20 protein-coding genes and 2 pseudogenes are annotated in these 22,496 nt (G+C 61.0%); 11 read left to right on the forward strand and 11 right to left on the reverse strand.

The features are described 5' to 3' along the window. Window positions 1–9: 9 nt before the first annotated feature. Window positions 10–1,299: pseudogene (locus tag BFQ01_RS33450) on the reverse strand (HAMP domain-containing protein); the annotation flags it as partial. 238 nt (window positions 1,300–1,537) lie between these two features. On the opposite strand from BFQ01_RS33450, the gene BFQ01_RS22435 reads away from it, so the two are divergent. The 3 genes and pseudogenes from BFQ01_RS22435 (at window position 1,538) to BFQ01_RS33460 (ending at window position 4,598) form a co-directional block, all read left to right on the forward strand. After that, window positions 1,538–2,857: a Na+/H+ antiporter family protein gene (locus tag BFQ01_RS22435; protein WP_161985740.1), complete on the forward strand. Its 1,320-nt coding sequence runs from the start codon at window positions 1,538–1,540 to the stop codon at window positions 2,855–2,857. A 61-nt stretch (window positions 2,858–2,918) separates the two neighbouring features. Continuing rightward, window positions 2,919–3,740: pseudogene (locus tag BFQ01_RS33455) on the forward strand (cache domain-containing protein); the annotation flags it as partial. Window positions 3,741–3,842: 102 nt separating this feature from the next. Further along, a complete protein-coding gene (locus BFQ01_RS33460; protein ID WP_370671271.1) occupies window positions 3,843–4,598 on the forward strand; it encodes a methyl-accepting chemotaxis protein in 756 nt (251 codons plus the stop codon). Here BFQ01_RS33460 and yegQ read toward each other — a convergent pair. After that, window positions 4,595–5,914 carry a prephenate-dependent tRNA uridine(34) hydroxylase TrhP gene (gene yegQ, locus BFQ01_RS22445; RefSeq protein WP_065926943.1) on the reverse strand — a complete coding sequence of 440 codons (1,320 nt, stop codon included), beginning with the start codon at window positions 5,912–5,914 and terminating at the stop codon, window positions 4,595–4,597. The two genes, BFQ01_RS33460 and yegQ, sit on opposite strands and share 4 nt — an antisense overlap. A gap of 161 nt (window positions 5,915–6,075) precedes the next feature. Between yegQ and BFQ01_RS22450 the strand changes: the two genes are divergently transcribed. Further along, on the forward strand, window positions 6,076–7,143 hold the full coding sequence (locus BFQ01_RS22450; protein WP_027603150.1) for an AI-2E family transporter: 1,068 nt from the start codon (window positions 6,076–6,078) through the stop codon (window positions 7,141–7,143). Window positions 7,144–7,160: 17 nt separating this feature from the next. Here BFQ01_RS22450 and BFQ01_RS22455 read toward each other — a convergent pair whose 3' ends face one another. The 3 genes from BFQ01_RS22455 to BFQ01_RS22465 all read right to left on the reverse strand — a co-directional run bounded on the left by BFQ01_RS22455 (window position 7,161) and on the right by BFQ01_RS22465 (window position 8,213). Further along, on the reverse strand, window positions 7,161–7,340 hold the full coding sequence (locus BFQ01_RS22455) for a hypothetical protein (protein WP_065926944.1): 180 nt from the start codon (window positions 7,338–7,340) through the stop codon (window positions 7,161–7,163). A 91-nt stretch (window positions 7,341–7,431) separates the two neighbouring features. Continuing rightward, complete coding sequence (locus BFQ01_RS22460; RefSeq protein ID WP_027603152.1) at window positions 7,432–7,626, reverse strand: hypothetical protein; 195 nt, start codon at window positions 7,624–7,626, stop codon at window positions 7,432–7,434. Window positions 7,627–7,859: 233 nt separating this feature from the next. Further along, on the reverse strand, window positions 7,860–8,213 hold the full coding sequence (locus tag BFQ01_RS22465) for a hypothetical protein (RefSeq protein WP_027603153.1): 354 nt from the start codon (window positions 8,211–8,213) through the stop codon (window positions 7,860–7,862). Between the two features lie 156 nt (window positions 8,214–8,369). Here BFQ01_RS22465 and BFQ01_RS22470 point away from each other — a divergent pair, with 156 nt between their 5' ends. Beyond that, window positions 8,370–9,188 carry a shikimate 5-dehydrogenase gene (locus BFQ01_RS22470; RefSeq protein ID WP_065926945.1) on the forward strand — a complete coding sequence of 273 codons (819 nt, stop codon included), beginning with the start codon at window positions 8,370–8,372 and terminating at the stop codon, window positions 9,186–9,188. A 58-nt stretch (window positions 9,189–9,246) separates the two neighbouring features. Here the strand turns inward: BFQ01_RS22470 and BFQ01_RS22475 are convergent, their stop codons facing one another. Next, window positions 9,247–9,897 (reverse strand): YceH family protein, encoded by a 651-nt coding sequence (locus BFQ01_RS22475; protein WP_065926946.1) that lies wholly within the window; start codon window positions 9,895–9,897, stop codon window positions 9,247–9,249. Window positions 9,898–10,070: 173 nt separating this feature from the next. On the opposite strand from BFQ01_RS22475, the gene BFQ01_RS22480 reads away from it, so the two are divergent. Beyond that, window positions 10,071–10,580 (forward strand): DUF1993 domain-containing protein, encoded by a 510-nt coding sequence (locus BFQ01_RS22480; RefSeq protein ID WP_065926947.1) that lies wholly within the window; start codon window positions 10,071–10,073, stop codon window positions 10,578–10,580. 58 nt (window positions 10,581–10,638) lie between these two features. Here BFQ01_RS22480 and BFQ01_RS22485 read toward each other — a convergent pair whose 3' ends face one another. The 3 genes from BFQ01_RS22485 to sstT all read right to left on the reverse strand — a co-directional run bounded on the left by BFQ01_RS22485 (window position 10,639) and on the right by sstT (window position 15,749). Then, on the reverse strand, window positions 10,639–12,630 hold the full coding sequence (locus BFQ01_RS22485; protein ID WP_065926948.1) for a 3'-5' exonuclease: 1,992 nt from the start codon (window positions 12,628–12,630) through the stop codon (window positions 10,639–10,641). Continuing rightward, a complete protein-coding gene (locus tag BFQ01_RS22490; RefSeq protein ID WP_065926949.1) occupies window positions 12,627–14,360 on the reverse strand; it encodes a DEAD/DEAH box helicase in 1,734 nt (577 codons plus the stop codon). The genes BFQ01_RS22485 and BFQ01_RS22490 overlap by 4 nt, the downstream gene beginning before the upstream one ends. Window positions 14,361–14,528: 168 nt before the next feature. Then, window positions 14,529–15,749: a serine/threonine transporter SstT gene (sstT, locus tag BFQ01_RS22495; protein ID WP_065926950.1), complete on the reverse strand. Its 1,221-nt coding sequence runs from the start codon at window positions 15,747–15,749 to the stop codon at window positions 14,529–14,531. Between the two features lie 232 nt (window positions 15,750–15,981). Between sstT and BFQ01_RS22500 the strand changes: the two genes are divergently transcribed. Beyond that, window positions 15,982–17,139 carry an MFS transporter gene (locus tag BFQ01_RS22500; RefSeq protein ID WP_065926951.1) on the forward strand — a complete coding sequence of 386 codons (1,158 nt, stop codon included), beginning with the start codon at window positions 15,982–15,984 and terminating at the stop codon, window positions 17,137–17,139. A 4-nt stretch (window positions 17,140–17,143) separates the two neighbouring features. On the opposite strand, the gene nhaR is transcribed toward BFQ01_RS22500, so the two are convergent. Next, window positions 17,144–18,046 carry a transcriptional activator NhaR gene (gene nhaR, locus BFQ01_RS22505; protein WP_065926952.1) on the reverse strand — a complete coding sequence of 301 codons (903 nt, stop codon included), beginning with the start codon at window positions 18,044–18,046 and terminating at the stop codon, window positions 17,144–17,146. A 134-nt stretch (window positions 18,047–18,180) separates the two neighbouring features. Here nhaR and BFQ01_RS22510 point away from each other — a divergent pair, with 134 nt between their 5' ends. The 4 genes from BFQ01_RS22510 (at window position 18,181) to mnmH (ending at window position 21,440) form a co-directional block, all read left to right on the forward strand. Then, window positions 18,181–18,432, forward strand: coding sequence for a hypothetical protein (locus BFQ01_RS22510; RefSeq protein ID WP_065926953.1), 252 nt, complete (start codon window positions 18,181–18,183; stop codon window positions 18,430–18,432). 29 nt (window positions 18,433–18,461) lie between these two features. Then, window positions 18,462–19,211 (forward strand): TerC family protein, encoded by a 750-nt coding sequence (locus BFQ01_RS22515; protein WP_065926954.1) that lies wholly within the window; start codon window positions 18,462–18,464, stop codon window positions 19,209–19,211. A gap of 94 nt (window positions 19,212–19,305) precedes the next feature. After that, window positions 19,306–20,340: a selenide, water dikinase SelD gene (gene selD, locus BFQ01_RS22520; protein ID WP_065926955.1), complete on the forward strand. Its 1,035-nt coding sequence runs from the start codon at window positions 19,306–19,308 to the stop codon at window positions 20,338–20,340. Continuing rightward, the gene (gene mnmH / locus BFQ01_RS22525; RefSeq protein WP_065926956.1) at window positions 20,340–21,440 is read left to right on the forward strand and encodes a tRNA 2-selenouridine(34) synthase MnmH; all 1,101 of its coding nucleotides are present in this window, start codon (window positions 20,340–20,342) and stop codon (window positions 21,438–21,440) included. Before selD ends, mnmH begins: the two co-directional genes overlap by 1 nt. On the opposite strand, the gene BFQ01_RS22530 is transcribed toward mnmH, so the two are convergent. Further along, window positions 21,430–22,485 (reverse strand): permease, encoded by a 1,056-nt coding sequence (locus BFQ01_RS22530; RefSeq protein ID WP_027603164.1) that lies wholly within the window; start codon window positions 22,483–22,485, stop codon window positions 21,430–21,432. The two genes, mnmH and BFQ01_RS22530, sit on opposite strands and share 11 nt — an antisense overlap. Window positions 22,486–22,496 lie beyond the last annotated feature (11 nt).

Genomic DNA, 22,496 nt, shown 5'->3' on the forward strand with positions numbered 1-22,496 from the left:
CAGCTTGTCGAGGAAACGGTTGAACCAGCCGGCGAGCTGGCCCAGTTCGTCCTGTTTGTCATACGCCAGGCGGCGGGTCAGGTCGCCTTCGCCGCTGGCGATGTCTTCAAGCATATGGGCCACGCCGAGGATCGGTCGGGTCACGCTGCGGGCCATCAGCCAGACCAGGATCAGGCCGATCACGGCAGCCAGCAGGCCCAAGCCCAGTTCCAGCAGGGTGCCGCGGGTATTATCGGCGTCCATCTGGGTCTTCAGTGCTTCAGCCGGCCCCACCAGGACTTTTTCCGGTACATCCAGCAACACCCCCCATGGCTTGCCGTCGGGAATCGGCGCGAACGGCGCCAGCACCTTGAGTTGATGGTCGGTGCGCAGACTGCGGGTCTGTGTCCCGCCGGCCAGGGCGCTGATCAATTGCGCGCCGCTTTGCGTATCGACCTGATCCAGGCGTTTGCTCAACTGGCTGGCGTCCGCGCTGTAGCCGGCAAGCAAACCGGTGGGGCTGAGGATACTGACCTGGGTCTGGCCGTCATACAGCTTCTGGCTGGCCTGCTGGCTCACGGCCTGCAGGCTGTTGAGGTTGATGTCCACCGACAGCGAAGCGATCACCTTGCCATTGACCGTCAACGGAAACACGATGCTGGTCATCAGCACGTTTTGCCCGTCGATCACATAAAAGTACGGTTCGATCACACACGGCTTGAGGGTGCTGCGCGGGCAGGTGAACCAGGCGTTGGCCGGTTCGCCGCTGGGACCGACGCGGGTGTCGGACATGTCGCTTTCCGGCAGTGCCATCGATGTCAGCGTGCCCGGCGTCGGCTGCGACCAGTACAGGGCGAAGCGGCCCTTGTCGTTGCTGCCCAGTTCGGCCTGGTCGGCAAACAACTCATCCTTGCCATCCAGCGCATTGGCTTCGAATACCAGGGACAGCCCCAGCAGTTCCGGGTTGGCCTGCAGGGCGGCCTTGACCTGGCGGGTCAGGTCTTCGCGGGTGTCGAAGGCGTCGAGGAAGCGTTTTTCGGCTTGCTCACGCAGGAACAGGACCTGGCGGGAAAACCCGTGCCCATATTGATAGGCGTCCATGAATTGCCGGCGGATGCCCGCGGCCTGCACCTCACCTTGGGCCTCGATGCGAGCCTGGGCCGCTTCATCGAGCATCTGCATGCTGGAAGCCTTGACCTGCTCGGAACTCTGCGCCATGCGGTACAACGACAAACCCACCAGCAGGGTCACGATCCCCAGCAGGCACAGGCCGGCGAGCAGGGTGATTTTCCATTGAATGGAGAGCTGTCTGAGGGACATCGGTACATCCTTACCTGAAAACACATAGAGCACGGTTATCGGCCGATCTGGAATTTTCTTTATTCAAACGATCAATTTAAACCTGAAAGCGGCGTCGCTTTTTGACATGGGGCGCGACCTGCTGCACAGTGCGCGTCCTCTAATAAGACCTCCTTCAAGCCTGCACGCCGGCTGCCATCCGATGGCCGCCCGGGCGCGGGCATGCCTGTTTTGTATGTTTCTGCTTGAGGTAACCATGATTAACGCAGTCATCGCCGCGGTCGGCACCATGCTGGTGCTCAGCCTGTCCCGCGTGCATGTGGTCATCGCCATTATTGTCGGCGCCCTGGTGGGCGGCCTGACCGGTGGCCTGGGCATCGAGGCCACGCTCAAGGCGTTCAACGGTGGCTTGGGAGGGGGGGCGACCGTGGCCTTGTCCTACGCCTTGCTCGGCGCTTTCGCCGTGGCGATTGCCAAGTCCGGCCTGGCCCACGCCCTGGCGGACAGGGCCTTGCTGCTGGTCGACCGTCAGCAAGCCAGCGGCGGCAACCACGTCAAATGGCTGCTGATCGGCCTGCTGTGGGTGGTCGCGATTGCGTCGCAGAACATCCTGCCGATCCATATCGCGTTTATCCCGTTGCTGGTGCCGCCCCTGTTGTATGTGCTGACCAAATTGCAGTTGGACCGCCGCCTGATCGCCTGCGTGATGACCTTCGGCCTGATCACGCCGTACATGTTCCTGCCGGTGGGCTTCGGCAATATCTTCCTCAACCAGATCCTGCTGGCCAACGTGGCCAAGAGCGGCGTGGACATCAGCCAGGTCAACGTCACCCACGCCATGAGCCTGCCGGCGCTGGGCATGGTGGTCGGGCTGCTGGTGGCGGTGTTTATCAGCTACCGCAAGAAGCGCGTGTATGACCTGGAGAAAATCGAGCGGGTCGAGCAAGTGGCGGTGCAGTACAACCCGCTGACCCTGGCGGTGGCGGGCCTGGCGATTGCCTCGGCGTTCATCATCCAGTTGTGGCTGGACTCTATGATTATCGGCGCCTTGGCCGGGTTCCTGATCTTCTCGGTCTCGGGCATCGTGCGCTGGCGCGACACCGACGACCTGTTTACCGAAGGCATGAAGATGATGGCGATGATCGGCTTCATCATGATCGCCTCGTCAGGCTTTGCCGAAGTGCTCAAGGCTACCGGCGACGTACGCTCGCTGGTGGAAACCTCGGCGGCGTTCATCGGCCATAGCCGTGGGGTGGGGGCGTTGTTGATGTTGCTGGTGGGGCTGCTGGTGACCATGGGCATCGGCTCGTCGTTTTCCACAGTACCGATCCTGGCGGCGATTTTCGTGCCGCTGTGTGTGCAACTGGGCTTCAGCCCGCTGGCCATCGTGTGCATCGTCGGCACCGCCGGGGCGCTGGGTGATGCCGGTTCGCCCGCCTCGGACTCCACCCTGGGCCCGACCTCCGGCCTGAATATCGACGGCCAGCATCACCATATCTGGGACACCGTGGTGCCGACGTTCCTGCACTACAACCTCCCATTGCTGGCGTTTGGCTGGTTGGCGGCGATGACGCTCTGATCTACAGATTCACCGGCGCTGGCCGATAACCTCTCAAGTCGCCCAATAAGAGAGAAAAGCCATGCGTCTGAGCCTGAAGGCCAAAGTCCTGTCCCTCGCCGTTGTGCCGGTGTTGCTGTTCGCCGTGGTCATCAGCCTGACCACCGTGTGGATACTCCAGGGCCAGGCGCGCAATGAGGTGGATGAAACCCGCCAGCGCCTGCTCAACAACGCCAAGGCCACCCTGCAAAGTTATGTGGAAGTGGCCATGACCACCATCAAGCCGCTCTATGACGCGGCCGCCCCCGGCGATACGGCGGCGCGGGCCGAGGTGGTCAAGCTGCTGTCCAACACCAGCTACGGCAAGGACGGTTACTTCTTCGGCTACGACTCCGAGACCATCCGCCTGTTCAAGGGCAACAGCCCCGACGGCGTGGGCAAGAGCTTCAAGGACAACCGTGATCCCAACGGTGTCTACGTCAACCGCGACCTGGTCAAGGTCGGCAAGGACGGCACCCACTACCTGCAATACAGCTCGACCCAGCCCGGCCAGACCGAACTGGTGCCCAAGATGGGCTACACCGAATACCTGCCCAAGTGGGACATGGTCATCGGTACCTCGGTGAACCTGGATGGCATCGAAGCCCAGGTGGCGGTGGTCGAAGCCAAAGTGAAAACGCGCATGGAAGGCGTGCTGCTGAGCATCCTCGGCGTGGCCGTGGTGGTGTTGCTGGTGATCGCCGCTGCCGGCATGCTGCTGGCCAACACCATTTTGCGCCCGCTGCATTTGATGAAAGCCAACCTCGACGACATTGCTGCCGGCGAAGGCGATTTGACCCGCCGCCTGGCCATCACCAGCCAGGACGAGCTGGGCGACCTGGCTGGTGCGTTCAACCGCTTTGTCGACAAGATCCATGGCCTGGTGCGCCAGATCACCGAGATGACCACCCAACTCACCGGCCTGGTCAGCCAGGTGTCCGACCAGGCCCAGCGTTCTGAGCAGGCCATGGAACGCCAGCGTCACGAGACCGACCAGGTGGCCACCGCCATCAATCAGATGTCCTCCGCAGCGCAAGAAGTGGCGCGCAGTGCCCAGGGCGCCTCCGTGGCCGCGCAACAGACCGACGCCGAAGGCCAGGCCGCCAAGCGCGTGGTGGACGGCAGCATCGCGCAGATCCATGCGCTGGTGAATGACATCCGCAGCAGCGGTGTGTCCCTCGACAGCCTGCAGCAGGACGTGTCGTCGATTGTCAGCGTGCTCGGCGTGATCCGCTCGATTGCCGAACAAACCAACCTGCTGGCCCTCAACGCGGCGATCGAGGCCGCGCGGGCAGGGGAGGCCGGGCGCGGTTTTGCCGTGGTCGCCGACGAGGTGCGCGCCCTGGCCAGCCGCACGCAAACCAGCACCCAGGAAATCCAGGGCATGATCGACCGCCTGCAAAAAGGCACCGAGGCGGCCGTAGATGCCATGCGCCGCTCCAGCGATGCCGGCGACGGCACCTCGGCCAAGGCCAACGAAGCCGGGGCGTCCCTGGACACCATGGCCCAGTTGATCGGCACCATCAACTCGATGAACGCGCAGATTGCCAGCGCTGCCGAAGAACAGACCGCCGTCGCCGAAGAGATCAACCGCAGCGTGCATCAGATTGCCGTGGCGGTGGACAGCGTGGCCGATGAAACCCAGTTGGGCGCCCAGACCTCGCGCAGTCTGGCGGACCTGGGCCAGCGGTTGGGGCAGTTGGTGGGGCAGTTCAGGATCTAGAGATCGCGCATCAACAACCCAAAGCGCAGATCCACCTGCGCTGGCAGGGGCACATACACCGTGTGCCCATCCCCCGGCGCCACTTCGATGGCTTCACCCTTGGCGTTGTGCAGACTGGACAGGTCAAAGTGAAAGTTGCCGGCGGGGGTCATCAATTCCAGATGATTGCCGACGGCAAAGCGGTTCTTCACCTTGACCTCGGCCAACTCGCCGCGGCGCTCGCCGGTCAATTCGCCAACAAACTGCTGGCGCTCGGACACTGAGCTGCCGTTCTGGTAATTCTGGTATTCGTCGTGCACGTGGCGGCGCAGGAAACCTTCGGTGTAGCCGCGTTGGGCCAGGGATTCCAGGTCGGTCATCAAGTTGCGGTCAAACGCACGGCCGGCCACGGCATCATCGATTGCCTGGCGGTACACCTGGGTCGTGCGGGCGCAGTAGAAATGCGATTTGGTGCGGCCTTCGATCTTCAGCGAATGCACGCCCATGTGGGTCAGGCGCTCCACATGCTGCACGGCGCGCAGGTCCTTGGCGTTCATGATGTAGGTGCCGTGTTCATCCTCGAAGGCGGGCATCTGTTCGTCGGGGCGGTTGGCTTCCTGCAGCAGGAACACCTGGTCGGTGGGCGCGCCGATCCCCAGTGTGGGTTCCGGTTGATACACCTGGACAATATCGCCCGTGGCGTTTTCCACCGCCGGGGTGGCCTGGTATTTCCAGCGGCAGGCATTGGTGCAGGTGCCCTGGTTGGCATCACGTTTGTTCATGTAGCCCGAGAGCAGGCAGCGCCCGGAATAGGCCATGCACAAGGCACCGTGGACAAACACTTCCAGCTCCATGGCCGGCACCTGCTGGCGAATCTCGCCGATTTCTTCCAGGGACAGCTCCCGTGACAGGATCACCCGGCAAATCCCTTGCTGCTGCCAGAACTCCACGCTGGCCCAGTTCACCGTATTGGCCTGCACCGACAGATGGATCGGCATCATCGGGAAGTGTCGGCGCACCAGCATGATCAGGCCCGGGTCGGACATGATCAGCGCATCCGGGCCCATGGCGATCACCGGGGCGAGGTCCTTGAGGAAGGTCTTGAGCTTGGCATTGTGTGGCGCGATGTTCACCACCACGTAGAACCGCTTGCCCAGCGCGTGGGCTTCCTGGATGCCGAGCGCCAGGTTGGCGTGGTCGAACTCGTTGTTGCGCACCCGCAGGCTGTAGCGCGGCTGGCCGGCGTAGACTGCATCGGCGCCGTAGGCGAAGGCGTAGCGCATGTTTTTCAGGGTGCCGGCGGGGGCGAGCAGTTCGGGGGCAAGGACGAGAGGCATGGGGATCGGATCGCAAAAGGCCGCGAGCGTAGCCCAACATGTGCCGGGCTTTATTGATCTGGGTCTACGCTTACCGCAACAAAGATGGCACTCCCGGGATTTGCGGTGGACTAAGCAGCTGGACGCACACGCGCGGCCTGCTTTTCTGACATGGATCGGACATGAATCAAACCAACCTGCAATTCAAGACCCTGCTGCTGCTGCTGGCCCTGGTGACCGTCGCCTTTATCTGGATATTGCTGCCGTTCTACGGTGCAGTGTTCTGGGCGGTGATCCTCGGCATCATCTTTGCGCCGATGCAGCGTCGCCTGCAGCAGCGCTTCGGCTGGAACCGCAACCTGACGTCCCTGGCCACCTTGATGGTGTGCCTGGTGATCGCGATCCTGCCGGTGATCATTACCAGCGCATTGCTGGTGCAAGAGGGCGCCACGCTGTACAAAAACGTCGAGAGCGGCAAGCTGGACGTGGCCGGCTATATCGAGCAGTTCAAGAACTTCCTGCCGCCGTACTTCCAGCACCTGCTGGACCGCTTCGGCATGGGCAACCTGGAAGGGCTGCGCGAGAAGATCGTCAAGAGCGCCATGCAGGGCAGCCAGTTCTTTGCGACCCAGGCGTTCAGCTTCGGTCAGGGCACGTTTGATTTCCTGGTGAGTTTTTTCATCATGCTGTATCTGCTGTTTTTCCTGCTGCGGGACGGCCCGGAACTGGTGCGCAAGGTCCGCACGGCGGTGCCGCTGGCCGAGCCGCAGAAGCGTCGGTTGCAGCTCAAGTTCAATCGGGTGGTGCGCGCCACGGTCAAGGGCAACGTGCTGGTGGCCGTGACCCAGGGGGCGCTGGGTGGTTTGATCTTCTGGTTCCTGGACATTCCCAGTGCGTTGCTGTGGGCGGTGTTGATGGCGTTTCTGTCACTGCTGCCGGCCGTGGGCGCGGGCATTGTGTGGGGGCCGGTGGCCGCCTACTTCCTGTTGAGCGGTTCGATCTGGCAGGGTGTGGTGCTGGGCCTGTTCGGCGTGTTTGTGATCGGCCTGGTGGACAACGTATTACGCCCGATCCTGGTGGGCAAGGACACCAAGATGCCGGACTACCTGATCCTGATCTCGACCCTGGGCGGCCTGTCGGTATTCGGCCTCAACGGATTTGTGATCGGGCCGCTGGTGGCGGCGTTGTTCATGTCCAGTTGGGCGTTGTTTGTCGAAAGCAAGCCGCGGGTCAAGTTGCCGTTGCCGTAGAGGGGCAGCTTCAAGCTTCAAGCTTCAAGTTTGTAGCTTGTAGCTTGTAACTGCTTCTCCGCTGCGTCTTTAGTCGTCAGCGGGCCGCTGATGGCTTCGCCGTCGCGCACCACGTACCAGCAAGCCAATAAACCCAGCTCTCGAAGCGGGGCAGGGACGGCGCTGCCGATGACGGACATGATTTGAACAGTGGGCATAAGGACCTCCAATCGCTATGGAGGTCACCTTACGGGGCACAGGCGCTCAGGAAAAATCATCTGGCTCGATAGTCGACATCAACAAAAGGCCTCAGTCGACCACTTGATCGAGCATGCTCACCACTTCCTGCTCATTAAGCAGGCCTTTGTGCACCAGGTTTTCCGCCAGCAGCGCGAGGAACTTGGCGCTGCGGTGGCCTTCCAGGTGCTTGAGCTCCGTGAGGGCGCTGTAGACCTTGCTGGACGTACACAGGCCAGCGGTGCGGTGCGGATTTTGTGTGGGCATGGTCAGTCGTCCTTGTTGTTATGGAGTGGACAGGATTGATAGTGGGAGTGTGTCGTGACACAAACATGACAGCGTGAGCCCCGTTCGGGCAAGTAGACTTTCGACCTTAATCATGTGGGATTGCAGCCCGGCCATTGTCCTCAGAGCGACCTTGGCAGGATAAATCCGGACGTTACCCACAAGAAAAGGCCCCGCGGGTGGGCGAGGCCTGTTGCATAGCTGACGGTTGAGACTTACCAGCCGCGGCGGTAATAGCCGTGGGGCGGGCCATAGTAGCCACGCGGTGGGCCGTAGTAGACCGGCGCCGGGCGGTAATAGACCTCCTGCTGCACGTACACCGGTGGCGGTGGTGCGTAGTAGACGGGCGGGGGCGCGGCATACACCGGCTGTGGTTGCACGTAGACCGGCTGCTGCACATAGACCTCACGGGGCTGGCTGGCCACCACGGAGCCCACTACGGCGGCGCCGACCAGGGCACCCAAGACGGCTGGGCCACCCCATCCACCACCATGGGCGGAGGCTTGGCCTGCCATAGCGAGTGCACCTACCAGCAAGGCGATCTTGGGGATTGTACGAATCATGGTCATTCCTCGGTTAGCCCCTGCGCTTGTGGTCTGCAATCAATAGACTCAAGTAATGTCGCGGGGATACTTTTAAGACAACGTATTTCTGAAAAACAGCACGGCCGCTAGGTAAAGGTTGTGTAAGGTCTGTACCGATTTGCTTACTCAAAGGAGTTATCCATGCAGATGCACCCCAACAAGGACACCCAACTGTGCATGTCGCTGTCGGCCCGCCCTGGGAATTTTGGCTTGCGTTTTCATAACCACCTGTACGAACAGCTGGGGCTGAACTTCTACTATAAAGCCTTCAGCAGCCAGGATTTGCCCGGCGCGATAGGTGGTATCCGTGCGTTGGGCATCCGGGGTTGCGGGGTGTCCATGCCCTTCAAGGAGGCCGCCATTGCCTTAGTGGACGAACTGGACGATTCGGTTCAAGCCATCGACTCCCTGAATACCATCGTCAATACCAATGGCCATCTCAAGGCCTACAACACCGACTACATCGCCGTCGAACAATTGCTCAAGAAACACGCCGTGCCGCAGGATTCGACCTTCGCCCTGCGTGGCAGTGGCGGTATGGCCAAGGCCGTGGCGAGCGCCTTGCGGGATGGCGGTTACGCCAATGGTGTGATCGTGGCGCGTAACGAAGCGGCGGGCCGGGCGTTGGCGCATAACCTGGGGTATGAGTGGCAGGCGGAACTGGGCGATTTACGCCCGCAGATGCTGATCAACGTGACGCCCATCGGCATGACCGGCGGGGCCGAGGCGGATGCCCTGGCGTTCGAGGCGGATGCCGTGGATGCAGCGGACACTGTCTTCGATGTGGTGGCGATCCCCGCCGAAACGCCACTGATCGTGCGTGGACGGACCAAAGGCAAGCGGGTAATCACTGGGCTGGAGGTGATTGCGATCCAGGCGTTGGAGCAGTTTGTGCTTTATACCGGCGTGCGGCCTACGGATGAACAGTTCCAGGCAGCAGTAGCCTTCGCCCGCAACTGAAGGCCACTGCAGCTCTAAATGTGGGAGGGGGCAAGCCCCTCCCACATGTTTGACCGTGTCAGGCCTGTTCCAGCTGTGCCAATCGCTCCTCCAGAGCTGCAATTCGTGCTTCAAGCTCTTCGATACGATCCAGCGAGACTGCGCCGGCAGAGCGCTCCACCGGGCTTCCCCGCGCCGCGATAATCACCTCGATGTCCGCCGGATCCCCCAGCGCATGGGTATAGCGATCTTCCCGCTGCCCCGCCTGACGCGGCACCAGCAGCGCCAGCCCGCGGGCAATCAGGCGCTCCAGCTGGTGCACCACCTGCTCGGCATCCTCGAAGTCATGCATGCGCCCGCTGCGGGTCAGCAGTTCGTTGACCGTCTGCGGCCCACGCAAGAACAGCAGCCCGGTCAGGATCACCTGGGCCGGCACCAGTTCCAGCGCCTTGTCCACGCGATGCTCCCAGCGGTCGGCACGGCTGCCCATCACCAGGCGCGTGAAGCCTTGGCCTTCCAACGCACGCAGACTCTGGCCAACCTGGCCCTGGCTCAGGTTCATCACCGGCTCGCGGCTGGTCTTCTGGTTGCAGGCCAGGACCAGGGCGTTGAGGGTCAGGGGATAGGTTTCCGGGTTGGTCGCCTGTTTTTCGATCAGGCAACCCAGGACGCGAATTTCCGTGCTGTTCAGGCGCGGCTCAGGGGTGTCGGTGTCGTGCTCGGCGGTCATCGCGCTTTCCCTATGCAGTGAATGGGGGCGTTCTCAATTAGTTTCCCCAGCGCGGCGAGGAAACTAATTGAGAACGCCCCCGCCTAGCCTAAGCCGGAAAAAATAAAAGACAAGCGCCTGGCGTGTCTATAATCGCCGCTGGTTCCAACCCTGCCACTACCCATGAGACTGCCATGACTATTTCCCTGTACGCCGCCTCCATCCCGGTCTTCAAGCAAATGCTCAGCGCCCTGAGCGATGTGCTGAACAAAGCCGAAGCCCACGCCACCGCCAAGAACATCGAACCCAACGCCTTGCTGCAAGCGCGGCTGTTCCCGGACATGTTCCAACTGGTGCGCCAGGTGCAGATCGCCGTCGACTTCGCCAAGGGTGTTTCCGCACGCCTGGCTGAGATCGAAGTGCCGAAATACGAAGACACCGAAGTCACCTTCGCCGACCTGCAAGCGCTGATCGCCAAGGTGCTGGCGTTTGTCGACACCATCAAGCCCGAGCAAGTCGACGGCAAGGAAGGCATCGAGATCATCACCCGCCCAGGTACGCCGAAAGAGAAGCGCTTCAGCGGCCAGTCCTACCTGCTGACCTACGGCCTGCCGCAGTTCTTCTTCCACGTCACCACCGCGTACGCCTTGTTGCGTCACAACGGTGTGGAAGTGGGCAAGCGTGACTACATGGGCGCTTTCTAAGCCCAGGCATCGGAAAAACGCCCGGAGCTGTTCTTTGCCGAATGGCCCTGGGCGTTTTTTATTCCATCCCCGTGTGGACAAACACCCCCGCAATTTTCTCCGGCAGCGGGGTAGACGAGATCAGCACAAGCCGTTGGCCTGCGCGAGTCATCGCCATATACAGCTTGCGAGCATTCTGTTCCAGCTCGTCGGCCGTGATGCCAACCTTCTGCTCGATAATCCTGAGCAATTTTTCCAGCCCAACCAGAAACACTACGTTGGCTTCCAGTCCGGTTGCACTTTCAACTGTCGCGATTCGCAGCGTTTCATCATGACCGGGTACGACGTCTGGATCATTCATGTCCCAGATTCGCTCGGTGCCGAAACTCTTCTTCAGGGTTTTCATTAACAGCGCTTTGTCTATGCCCTTGCCATACAGCAGCAACATCGCCGACAACGGTAATTCATAGCTGTTCCGATGCGCTCCAATTTCATTGCAGGCCTGGACAACGGCATCCTGTGGAGAGGGCGACAGAACAAACAGCGGCGGTGTACCTGCTTCCATACCGTCGAAGTCTGGTTGCAGATACTCGTCCGGATCGGTCTGTGTAATATCGGCCAACATCTGGCTGGCAGCGCTTAGTATGGCCTGGGTGGTGCGATACGATTTGCGCAGCTTTTTGGTCTTGCCCGCCACATCCAGGCCGACTCGTTTCCAGCTAAGGCGGCTCTTCAGAAAGCCCTGATTCGGATCAGCGCATAAAAACAGCGTTCCCTCGGTTTTTTCCAGGGTGAGTTTGATCAGTTGGAACCACGACGGTGCGAAGAACTGCGCCTCGTCCACCAGAATGTGCTGATAGGCTTCCAGCGTGTCTGTGCGATTGGCCAGGCACAGATCACGGGGGAGCGAGCTCCATAAACGCAGCCCATGCTGATTGAACAGGGCTTTGGTCACCCGTTCGTACAGCGCCCAGACCTGTTGTCGCTCCTCTTTGCGCAGCGCAAAGCCCTGGCCTGCCCGTTCTGCCTTGAGATAATCAGGCTCGTCGATGACGACGTTGTCGTTTATAAAGTTGAACTCATCAAGCAACTGGTTATTGTCCGGTTTCAGTTCCCGGTATTCCGTGTCGCGAAAATGCTGAATAAGGCCTATGGCTTCGGTAGTGAACTTAGGCATCTTCAGTGTTTCTTTAAACAGCGCCCTCCATTGCCTTGAGATCCAGCCCAGCGCCGTCATGATGGTGAGGTTCTTGGGGATTTCCCCATAGACGCGCTGCAGGCGGTGTTTCAGATCTTTCACGACAGGAACGTTGTGAATCAGCATGAGAACCTGCTGGTCAGGGAATTTCCTGGCCAGGATATAGGCGCGACTGGCAGCAATAAGCGTTTTGCCGCTGCCCGCTACACCATTGATCAGCCGCACGGAAAAATCCCCCGCCATTTCCGTTTGCTCATCCGGAAGGTCCAGGTCGAGCTTGCTGGCCCACTCTTGCTGAGGGTCCAGAAAGTAGCGCAGCGTGCGGGCACTGTTGTCGCGCGAAAAGTGACGGCGTGTTGAGCGGAGCCCGGCTATTTCGGCCTCGGAAAAGTAACGGCCCATAAGGGTCTGCCGGGTTTCCGAAGACAGTGCCTTGAGCAGCTTGGGCAGTTGTTCTGCACCGGACTCAAGGAACGTCTTCTTCGACATCAGCCAGATTCCCCGACCTTCGCAATGCCTTGACCAGAGGATTTTACTTTGCTCGGAGTCGCAGCCCCACATCACCACCATCTTGCGCATGGCCGGGATACCGGCCTGGGTTTCGAATGTTCCCAGTTTCTCCAGCATCTGGCTGAATGCTGTCTGCTCTGCGGTCAAAAACAGCTGGTCCGGGTCCAGCGTATCGTACGGCAACTCGCACACCATCAGCGCCAGCCACTCAAGCTCACCGCGCTGTAGGAAAAAATCCGGTGCCCAACTGTCTTGGGTCAGGCATTTGCGGACGACGTAGTCATCCTCAAGCTTCTTGAGTACCCGCTTGCACTGTTGCTGGGAGCCGCTGCTGCGCTGCCATTCGGGTATGAAAAGAGTCATAGCGGGAAATTTACCTTATGGCATTGGCTGATCAACTGGCGGTATTGCTCAGCCCAGGCCTGTGCTGTTTCGCTGGAACAGATGATCCCGTGCTGCAGCTCCGGCCCGATGATGATCAGCTTGGTCATCGCGCGTGTGATGGAAACGTTCAGGCGCTCAGGCTGAAAGAAAAATGTCCCGATTGCACTGATAAACGCTTCGTCGCCACTGCACAGGGACAGGATCACCAACTCCCGCTCCTGACCCTGCATACGCTCGACAGTATCCGCGACGATTGTACTCGCGGCCTCGCTGCCGAACTGTTTGGCCAGCGCCTTGCGAATGGCTCGACCCTGAGCACGGTAGGGCGTCACGATGCCGATTTCATGGAGTGGCAGCCCCATGTCGTGCGCTTGCTGGCACAACTGGACGACGCACCTGGCGTCTGCTGGGTTGCGGTTCCGCGCTTTTGCGTCCTGCGTCGGGATGAACACCGCGCAGGTTTGCGGATCAAGCGCTTCGCTGACATCTACCTGATGAATGGGCGACAGGAGACGGTCCCTGTTTCGCCCGGCGGCGCGTAATCGCCCGCCGTAATACATTTGGCTGGGCCACTGGGTCAGCCAGCGATTCATCCGGTAGGTTTCTTCAAGCATTACCGTGTGATCGGCATCCTGAGCCGTCAGGCGGGCGAACACAGACATGGATTCTTTTGACAGAACCGAGCGAGAAAGCAGTACGGGGGGAAGTTGTTTCTGGTCGCCGATGAAAATAAAGCGTTTGCCCTTGCGCATCGCCATCAGGGCGAGAGGTACGGTGATCTGACTGGCCTCGTCGAAGATCACCGTGTCGAAATTGTAATGGGACAATGAGGAACACGTTGCAAAAGGCGTGGCGCCAATCACATAACCTTGACCTGCCTCTGGCATCCCTTCCCATCTGGCCGGTTCGGCTGCCCAATCCACGTGTTTGTCGAGGTCTTCCCGGCGGCCACCGACCTTGACGGTCGGCACATCGCGCGCAGCAATCTTACTCAGAGCGTTGTTGATGGCCATGTGTGTATGCGAAGTGATGAACACCCGTTCGCCGCGCTCGACCAGCAACTGAGCGATCAGGGCCAGGGCTCTGGTCTTGCCGGTACCGGGTGGACCTTGAATGCAGGCGACCTGTTCAGCACCGAAGGCAAAACCCACGGCCTCGGCTTGTTTCTGGTTGCAGCCCTCTTTGAGCGCGATCTGCTCGGCGTATTCGAGGTCCGCGTCATGGAAGCCGATATTGGGAGCATCGCCGAGCAAAGGAAGAATCGCGTTGTTACCGTGTACGTCGCTCTCAATATCCTGCAAGGTTTGAAGATATTTCGGCGTCAGGTCCATGCCATCAGGGTCCGCGTAGCAAACACCTTCCTGATAGCTCTCCCAAATGAGCATTGCCTGATCCGAACTGAGAAGCCAGCGATCATCCTCTTCCTTTTCGAACTTCATGGCCTGGCATAGCGGCGGGCCTTGGGCATCGCCCAGATGCAGACGCAGCAAGTCACCTGCACGAAAGCGCGATTCGTTGTCGTCGAGGTAGGCCCACAGTAATTTGGCTGTATCGCCACGTTCGAGTCGAACGAAGCCCTGTGTCCAGCCCTGCAGCAACTTGTCCTTCAAGGGACGTTCCCATACCTCTTGAAGTTTTTGCCAGTTGGCGGCCTGTTCGGCGTATACGAAGTCGTACAGTTTTTGAATCAGGGGGGGCTGTCCGAGCATGGCGGTGAACAATCCTTATCGACCGAGGCATCTGTTGGCAGTGTTACATAATGTTTGTCGTGGTTGCGAGCCAGCACGTGGCACGGAAAACCCGACCAGCCCATACAAAAAAAGCCCGGCGCCGTTCTTCATTGAAGAACGGCGCCGGGCTTGCTTACGCTGGCTGTTTTAAACCGACTGCTCTTCCTTGCCCAGGCACGCCGCCGCGGTAAACAGCACATCGGTGGACGAATTGAGCGCGGTTTCCGCCGAATCCTGCAACACGCCGATGATGAAGCCTACGGCCACCACCTGCATGGCGATTTCGCTGGGGATACCGAACAGGCTGCATGCCAGGGGAATCAGCAGCAGCGAGCCGCCGGCCACACCCGACGCACCGCAGGCACAGATCGCCGCGACCACGCTGAGCAGCACGGCAGTCGGCAGGTCCACGGCAATGCCGAGGGTGTGCACGGCCGCCAGGGTCAACACGGTGATGGTGATCGCAGCACCGGCCATGTTGATCGTGGCACCCAGTGGAATCGACACCGAGTAGGTGTCTTCATGCAGGCCCAGGCGTTTGCTCAAGGCCAGGTTCACCGGGATATTCGCCGCCGAACTGCGGGTAAAAAACGCGGTGATGCCGCTTTCGCGCAGGCACATCAGCACCAGCGGGAACGGGTTGCGGCGCAGTTTCCAGAACACGATGGCCGGGTTGACCACCAGTGCCACGAACAGCATGCAACCGATCAGTACCACCAGCAGGTGGGCGTAGCCGAGCAGGGCGCCGAAGCCCGAAGTGGCGAGTGTCGAAGCCACCAGGCCGAAGATACCCAGCGGGGCGAAGCGGATTACCACGCGCACGATCAGGGTCACGCCGTTGGACAGGTCGTCGAGCACCGTGCGGGTGGTCTCGCCGGCATGGCGAATGGCAATGCCCATGCCGATGGCCCAGGCCAGGATGCCGATGAAGTTGGCGTTCATCAGCGCGCTGATGGGGTTGTCCACCACGCTCAACAGCAGGCTTTGCAAGACCTCGCCGATGCCGCCGGGAGCGCTCACGGTGGCGTCATGGGTGGCGAGCACCAGCGATGAGGGAAACCACATGCTGGCAATCACCGCCACCACGGCGGCGGCAAAGGTGCCCAGCAGGTACAGGAACAGGATCGGCTTGATATGGGTTTCCTGGCCGTGTTTATGGTTGGCGATCGACGCCATCACCAGCACAAACACCAGGATCGGCGCCACGGCCTTGAGCGCGGCAACAAATACCTTGCCGATAAACCCGGCGGCCTTGGCCGCCTCCGGCAAGAGCAGGGCCAGCAGGATACCGGCGATCAAGCCGATGACGATTTGCGTGACCAGGCTGATGCGGGCCAGGCGTTGGAAAAGGGAAGGGGCAGCAGTCATATAAAGGTTGTCTCTAGTTTTTTTAAGGGCGCAGCAATGCAGGCGGAAAGAGCTGTAGGAAGCAGGGCGCGAAGTCTAGCATGCCGCTGGACCTGTCCCGGCCGCTGCGGCATTGGGTCACCGGGGCTTCGCAAAAGCCGGACATACTCTGTTAAGATTCTCCCCTCTCACCTTTCCTCTCCGTCAGCGGGCCCTTCGGGCTGTCGTTGATGTCGTCGTTTCTGGAGTTTTCATGCTGTTTCCCATCCTGCTGCTGTCGGCCGCCGGTTTTACCGTGCTGACCACAGAATTCGTTATCGTCGGCCTGTTGCCGTCCATCGCCCGGGACCTCAACGTCAGCGTGTCCCAGGCCGGCCTGCTGGTGACCTTGTTTGCCTTTACCGTGGCGGCCTTTGGTCCGTTTCTGACCGCGTACTGCGCCCGTTTCCCCCGCAAGCGTCTGTTTATCAGCATCCTGCTCCTGTTCGGCGTGGCCAATACCGTGGCCGCATTGGCGCCGAATATCTGGGTGATGGCGTTGGCGCGCTTGATCCCGGCCCTGGGCCTGCCGGTGTTCTGGGCCCTGGCCAGTGAAACCGCGGTGGATATTGTCGGCCCCGAATACGCCGGGCGCGCCATCGAAAAAATCGGCTTCGGCATCGTCTGCGCCACGGTGTTCGGTATCCCGGTGGGCACGTTGATTTCCGATATGTTCGGCTGGCGCGCCGCGTTTGCGATCCTCGCAGTGGTCGCGCTGGCCAAGGCCTTGCTGCTGTTTATCTACCTGCCGGTGACCCAGCCGAAGAACGACCAGGTGTCGTTGCGCTCGCAGTTCAAGATCCTGCGCAACCCGCTGATGCAAGGTCATATCCTGTTGTCGGTCCTGGTGTTCAGCGGCATGTTCACGGCGTACACCTACCTGGCGGACATCCTTGAGCGCCTGGCCGGTTTCGACGGCACTCTGGTGGGCTGGTGCCTGATGGGCTTTGGCGCAGTGGGGCTGATCGGCAACTCCCTGGGCGGGCGTGCGGTGGACCGTCACCCGCTGATCGCCTCGATGGTGTTCTGCGGTTTCATGATCGCCGGCATGGTCGCGCTGGTACCTGCGATCCACTCCACGGTCGGCCTGGCGGCGGCGATGGCGGTGTGGGGCGTGACCCAGGCGGCGCTGTTCCTGGTCAGCCATGTGCGGTTGATGAAGGCCGCACCCCATGCGCCGGCGTTTGCGGCGTCGTTGAATATCGCCGGGGCCAACCTGGGCATTGGCCTGGGGGCCATGGTCGGCGGGCATGTGATCGACACCCTCGGCCTCGGCAGCCTGGGTTTTGCCGCTTCCGGGTTTATCCTGGTGTCGATCCTGCTGGCGCTGTGGCTGATGACCGCCAGGCCAGCGGCCGCGTCCAACGCCTGAACGCTCAGGGCAGGGCGGTAAACAACTCTCGCCGTGCACCTTCGGTTATCGCCACGATGCCGGGGTGCTTGACCTTGCGTTCCACCGAGATCGCGTAGAACGATTCGGTGACGGCATCGGTCTGGCCAATCAACGCCACCCCGTACTGGCGCACCACCTCATCGGCGATCACGCTGGGCGCGATAAAGATCCCGCTGCCGGATTGGCCAAAGGCCTGCATCAAGGCGCTGTCATCGAACTCGCCGATGATCCTGGGCAGGATCTGCTGCTCGGCAAACCAGCGCTGCAAACGGCTGCGTACTACGGTTTCCGCGCCGGGAATCAACAGGGGCGCGCCGTGCAGGCACTGTGGGAAGTCACCGGCGTACCTGTCAGCCAATGCCTGGGTGGCGAAAAAACTGATGCCACATTCCCCCAGTTTCTGGCTGTAGCCCTTGATATCCAGGTGCGAGGGCATGGGGCTGTCGGAGATCACCAGGTCCAGGCGCTGGATCGCCAGGTCGGCCAATAAACGCTCGAGTTTGTCTTCACGGCAGGTAATGCGCAGGGGCTCGCTCAATTCCATGGTCGGCGCGATCAGTCGGTACACGATGGACTTGGGCACCACATCCGCCACCCCGACCCGAAACAGGATCTGTTGCTCATCGGGCTGCGCGCGCAGCATCGCCTCCAGTTCATTGCCGGTCTGGAACATCTGTTCGGCATAGGGCAGGGCCTGGCGCCCGGCTTCGGTGAGTTCAAGCTGGCGGCCTACCCGCTGAAACAGCGCAATCCCGTAGGTTTGCTCCAGCAGGCTGATCTGCCCGCTGATGGTCTGTGGCGTGAGGTTCAGTTGCTCGCAGGCGCGCACGATGCTGCCGGTCTTGGCCACTACCCAGAAGTAATGCAACTGTCGGTAATTGAGCATGATGATCGTCGCTTCGTAAAAACCGAAGTATACGGGAGGAAAATACGAATTTTCCTGAACTGTTTGCCTGCATAGAATGCCTCGCTATCGCGGGGCCACTATTTGGACCCAATGGTTCTAACAAGGAAGACATGATGAAACTCAATTTCCTGAGCGCGGCATCGTTGCTTGCGCTTTCATTGGTGATGATCAGCGGTTGCGATCAGGTCGAAAAAAGCGCGCAACAGGTCATGGGCAAAGCCACCGAGTCGGCCAAGCAAGCCATCGATGACACCCAGAAAGCTGCCGAGCAGGCGTTGAGTGAAGCGACAAATGGCCTGATCAATCCACAAAAAAAGGACGATCAGGAAGAAAACGAGTCTGAATCGAACACCAAAGAAACCTAATCTCCCCAGCACAACGTCAGGACTGACCTATGGATTACCTTTTACAACTGGCCGCCAGCCCTACCGCCTGGATTGCCCTGGCCACCTTGATCGTGATGGAAATCGTGCTGGGCATCGATAACCTGATCTTTATCTCGATCCTCACCAACAAATTGCCGGAGAAACATCGGGCCAAGGCGCGACGCATCGGTATCAGCATGGCGCTGGTGTTGCGCCTGGGCCTGTTGAGCACCATTGCGTTTATCGTGCAATTGACTACGCCGGTGTTCGAAGTGCTCGGCCAGGCGTTCTCATGGAAGGACATGATCCTGATCGCCGGTGGCCTGTTCCTGGTCTGGAAGGCCACCACCGAGATCCATCACAGCATGGACCCTGAGCCCGAAGAAAAGACCAGCACCGGCAATGTCGTGGCCATCGGCTTTGCCGCAGCCATCGGGCAGATCCTGTTGCTTGACCTGGTGTTCTCCATCGACAGCATCATTACCGCCGTGGGCATGACCGAGCACTTGCCGATCATGATCATCGCCGTGGTGACCTCGGTGATCGTGATGCTGGTGGCGGCCGAGCCGTTGGCCAAGTTCATCAACGACAACCCGACCGTGGTGATGCTGGCCCTGGGCTTCCTGATCATGATCGGCATGACGCTGATCGCCGAAGGCTTCGGCGCCCATGTGCCTAAAGGCTACGTCTACGCGGCCATGGCCTTCTCGGCGGCCATCGAGTGCCTGAACATCGCTCGGCGCAACCGTCACAAGCGTCTGCTCGCTGCCCGGCAGTAACGCTGCAACCCCAAAGGCCGGCTGTGCTCACAAGAGCCCAGCCGGCCTTTTGCTGTCTGTTAGAATCCGCCCACTTGATAGCTTGAGGTCCACCATGAACGAGCCGATTCGCCTTACCCAGTACAGCCACGGCGCGGGTTGTGGCTGCAAGATTTCGCCCCAGGTGCTGGAAGTGATCCTGGCTGGCAGCGGCGCGCAGAACCTTGACCCCAACCTGTGGGTGGGCAACACCTCCCGCGACGACGCGGCGGTGTACGCCATCGACGATGAGCGTGGCGTGGTCTCCACCACTGACTTTTTCATGCCGATTGTCGATGATCCCTTCGATTTCGGCCGCATCGCCGCCACCAATGCCATCAGTGACATCTACGCCATGGGCGGCGACCCGTTGATGGCCATCGCCATTCTTGGCTGGCCGGTGAACGTGCTGGCGCCGGAGATCGCCCGTGAAGTGATCCGTGGCGGCCGCTCGGTGTGCGACGAAGCCGGCATCCCGTTGGCGGGCGGGCACTCCATTGACGCGCCCGAGCCGATCTTCGGCCTGGCCGTCACCGGCATCGTGCAAAAGCGCCATATGAAGCGCAACGACACCGCCACCGTGGGCTGCCGTCTGTATCTGACCAAACCGTTGGGCATCGGCATCCTCACCACCGCCGAAAAGAAGGGCAAGTTGCGTGAGGCGGATATCGGCCTGGCCCGTGACTGGATGTGCACCCTCAACAAACCCGGCAGCCGTTTCGGCAAGCTGGCCGGTGTGACGGCAATGACGGATGTCACCGGTTTCGGTCTGTTGGGCCATTTGGTGGAGATGGCGGACGGCAGCGCTGTGACCGCACGTATCGAATACGACAAAGTCCCACGTCTGCCCGGGATCGAGGACTACCTGGACCAGGGCTGCATGCCGGGTGGCACCTTGCGCAACTTCGACAGCTACTCGAGCAAGGTCGGGCGCCTGCAGGAATTGCACAAACGCGTGTTGTGCGACCCGCAGACCAGCGGTGGCCTGCTGATCGCGGTCGCGCCTGAAGGCGACGCAGAATTCCATGCGGTCGCCGCCGAGCTGGGCCTGAACCTTGAGCCCATCGGCGAACTGGTTGAGCGACAGACCCACGCGGTAGAGGTGGTTTGATGGCAACTGACATCACCGATTACCGCGACATTTTCCTCAACGACCGGCCGATGATGGACACCCGTGCACCGGTCGAATTCGCCAAGGGCGCGTTCCCCGGCGTGATCAACCTGCCGTTGATGACCGATGACGAGCGTCAACGCGTCGGCACCTGCTACAAGCAGCAGGGCCAGCAAGCCGCGATTGTGCTGGGGCATGAGCTGGTGTCGGGGGCGATCAAGGCTGAACGCATCGAACAATGGGCACGGTTTGCCCAGGCCAATCCTGACGGTTTCTTGTATTGCTTCCGTGGCGGGCTGCGCTCGCAGATCGTGCAGCAATGGTTGAAGACCGAAGCCGGCATCGAGTACCCCCGGGTCGGGGGTGGCTACAAGGCCATGCGGACCTTCCTGCTGGATACCCTTGACCAGGCGGCCGCCCACTGTGATTTCGTGTTGCTGGGCGGTATGACCGGCACCGGCAAGACCGAGGTGCTGGGCCAGTTGCGTAACGCCCTGGACCTGGAGGGCCATGCCAACCACCGCGGTTCCAGCTTCGGCAAACGCGCCACGGCGCAACCCTCCACTATCGACTTCGAAAACCGCCTGGCGGTGGACCTGCTGAAAAAACGCGCGGGCGGTATCGAGCAGTTCGTGGTCGAGGATGAAAGCCGCATGATCGGCAGCTGCGCGCTGCCGTTGCCGTTGCACAAGGGCATGCAGACCTTTCCGATGGTGTGGCTGGAAGACAGCGTCGAAGGCCGTGTCGAGCGCATCCTGCGCGATTACGTGATTGACCTTTGCGCAGAATTCATCGCGGTATTTGGTGAGCAGGGGCAGGCGTTGTTTGCCGAACGCCTGACCCAGGGCCTGGCCAATATCCACAAGCGCCTGGGCGGCGAGCGTTTCCAGCGGTTGCAGGCGATCATGCAGGATGCTCTGGCGGAACAGCTGCGCAGCGGCGCCGTGGACCTGCATCGCGCCTGGATTGAAGGGCTGTTGCGCGAGTATTACGACCCGATGTACGCCTTCCAGCGTGAAAGCAAAGGCGCACGCATCGAGTTTGCGGGAGAGCAGGGCGCAGTCACGGCCTATCTGCGCGAGCGCGCCCTCAGAGGATAAGCGCGCCGATCAACCCGCACACCACGCCCACCAGCATGGTCAACCCGGCCACCGTCACCAGCACCCGCGCATCGAAATCCTTGCGCAGCATCAACAGCGACGGCAGGCTCACGCTGGGCAGGGTCATCAGCAAGGCCACGGCCGGGCCGGTGCCCATGCCCAGGGTCATCATGGTTTGTACGATGGGGATCTCTGCCGCTGTAGGAATCACAAACAGCGTGCCGACAATCGCCAGGGGCACCAGCCACACCAGGCTGTTGGCCATGGCGCCGTCCACGTGGGGGAACAGCCACACCCGTGCGGCACCGAGCACCAGCACCGCCAGGATATAGATCGGTATGGTGCTCCAGAACAGCTGCCACAGGGTACGCAGCCAGCGACTGAAGAAGGGTTGCGCTTCGACCTGGCTGGCCTCGGCCACCGCGTCCAAGGCAACTTCCGGCACCTGGTCCGGCCGTGCGATGCGTTGTGCCACCAGTGACACACCCACCACCAGCACAATGCCCGCCACCAGCCTCAACGCGGTAAAGCCCCAGCCCAGTACAAAACCCATGAACACCAGCGTCGCCGGATTCAGCACCGGGTTGGCAATCCAGAAGGCCAATGCCGCGCCCACCGACACCTGCTGGCGGCGCATACCGGCCGCGACGGGCGCCGCGCAGCAACTGCACATCATCCCCGGCAAGGCGAACAGCCCGCCGCGCAAGGTCGAGCCGAGGCCGGCACGGCCAAACAGGCGCAGCAACCAGTCGCGGGGGATCAGCACTTGCAGCAGCGAGCCGAGGATCACCGCCAGTACGGCAGCCTTCCAGATCGCCAGGAAATACACCTGGGCGTAGGCCAGCGCTGCCGCCAATGGCGAGCTTTGTTGATCGTTGAGGATCGACGCGCCGATGCTGTGGTTGTCAGCGGCGACAAACGCCTTGAAGTAGTAGGGCGACCACTTCACGTAGTAGAGGCCGACGCAGGCCACCAATAGGAAGAGGGCAGGTTTCCACCAGAACGACCAGCCCCGGACGGGCTGGGTGGAGGCGAGGTTGGGCATGGGGGAGGGTC

Origin of the sequence: Pseudomonas sp. 8 R 14 (genome assembly GCF_900005955.1) — a bacterium.
In the GTDB taxonomy this organism is placed as follows: Bacteria; Pseudomonadota; Gammaproteobacteria; order Pseudomonadales; family Pseudomonadaceae; genus Aquipseudomonas; species Aquipseudomonas marginalis.

What these genes read in the sequence shown, in the direction of transcription:
- BFQ01_RS33460 (WP_370671271.1), top strand. Translation starts at nt 3,843, where the DNA reads ATGGAACGCCAGCGTCACGAGACCGACCAGGTGGCCACCGCCATCAAT.
- yegQ (WP_065926943.1), bottom strand. Translation starts at nt 5,914, where the DNA reads ATGCCTCTCGTCCTTGCCCCCGAACTGCTCGCCCCCGCCGGCACCCTG.
- BFQ01_RS22450 (WP_027603150.1), top strand. Translation starts at nt 6,076, where the DNA reads ATGAATCAAACCAACCTGCAATTCAAGACCCTGCTGCTGCTGCTGGCC.
- BFQ01_RS22455 (WP_065926944.1), bottom strand. Translation starts at nt 7,340, where the DNA reads ATGCCCACTGTTCAAATCATGTCCGTCATCGGCAGCGCCGTCCCTGCC.
- BFQ01_RS22460 (WP_027603152.1), bottom strand. Translation starts at nt 7,626, where the DNA reads ATGCCCACACAAAATCCGCACCGCACCGCTGGCCTGTGTACGTCCAGC.
- BFQ01_RS22465 (WP_027603153.1), bottom strand. Translation starts at nt 8,213, where the DNA reads ATGACCATGATTCGTACAATCCCCAAGATCGCCTTGCTGGTAGGTGCA.
- BFQ01_RS22470 (WP_065926945.1), top strand. Translation starts at nt 8,370, where the DNA reads ATGCAGATGCACCCCAACAAGGACACCCAACTGTGCATGTCGCTGTCG.
- BFQ01_RS22475 (WP_065926946.1), bottom strand. Translation starts at nt 9,897, where the DNA reads ATGACCGCCGAGCACGACACCGACACCCCTGAGCCGCGCCTGAACAGC.
- BFQ01_RS22480 (WP_065926947.1), top strand. Translation starts at nt 10,071, where the DNA reads ATGACTATTTCCCTGTACGCCGCCTCCATCCCGGTCTTCAAGCAAATG.
- BFQ01_RS22485 (WP_065926948.1), bottom strand. Translation starts at nt 12,630, where the DNA reads ATGACTCTTTTCATACCCGAATGGCAGCGCAGCAGCGGCTCCCAGCAA.
- BFQ01_RS22490 (WP_065926949.1), bottom strand. Translation starts at nt 14,360, where the DNA reads ATGCTCGGACAGCCCCCCCTGATTCAAAAACTGTACGACTTCGTATAC.
- sstT (WP_065926950.1), bottom strand. Translation starts at nt 15,749, where the DNA reads ATGACTGCTGCCCCTTCCCTTTTCCAACGCCTGGCCCGCATCAGCCTG.
- BFQ01_RS22500 (WP_065926951.1), top strand. Translation starts at nt 15,982, where the DNA reads ATGCTGTTTCCCATCCTGCTGCTGTCGGCCGCCGGTTTTACCGTGCTG.
- nhaR (WP_065926952.1), bottom strand. Translation starts at nt 18,046, where the DNA reads ATGCTCAATTACCGACAGTTGCATTACTTCTGGGTAGTGGCCAAGACC.
- BFQ01_RS22510 (WP_065926953.1), top strand. Translation starts at nt 18,181, where the DNA reads ATGAAACTCAATTTCCTGAGCGCGGCATCGTTGCTTGCGCTTTCATTG.
- BFQ01_RS22515 (WP_065926954.1), top strand. Translation starts at nt 18,462, where the DNA reads ATGGATTACCTTTTACAACTGGCCGCCAGCCCTACCGCCTGGATTGCC.
- selD (WP_065926955.1), top strand. Translation starts at nt 19,306, where the DNA reads ATGAACGAGCCGATTCGCCTTACCCAGTACAGCCACGGCGCGGGTTGT.
- mnmH (WP_065926956.1), top strand. Translation starts at nt 20,340, where the DNA reads ATGGCAACTGACATCACCGATTACCGCGACATTTTCCTCAACGACCGG.
- BFQ01_RS22530 (WP_027603164.1), bottom strand. Translation starts at nt 22,485, where the DNA reads ATGCCCAACCTCGCCTCCACCCAGCCCGTCCGGGGCTGGTCGTTCTGG.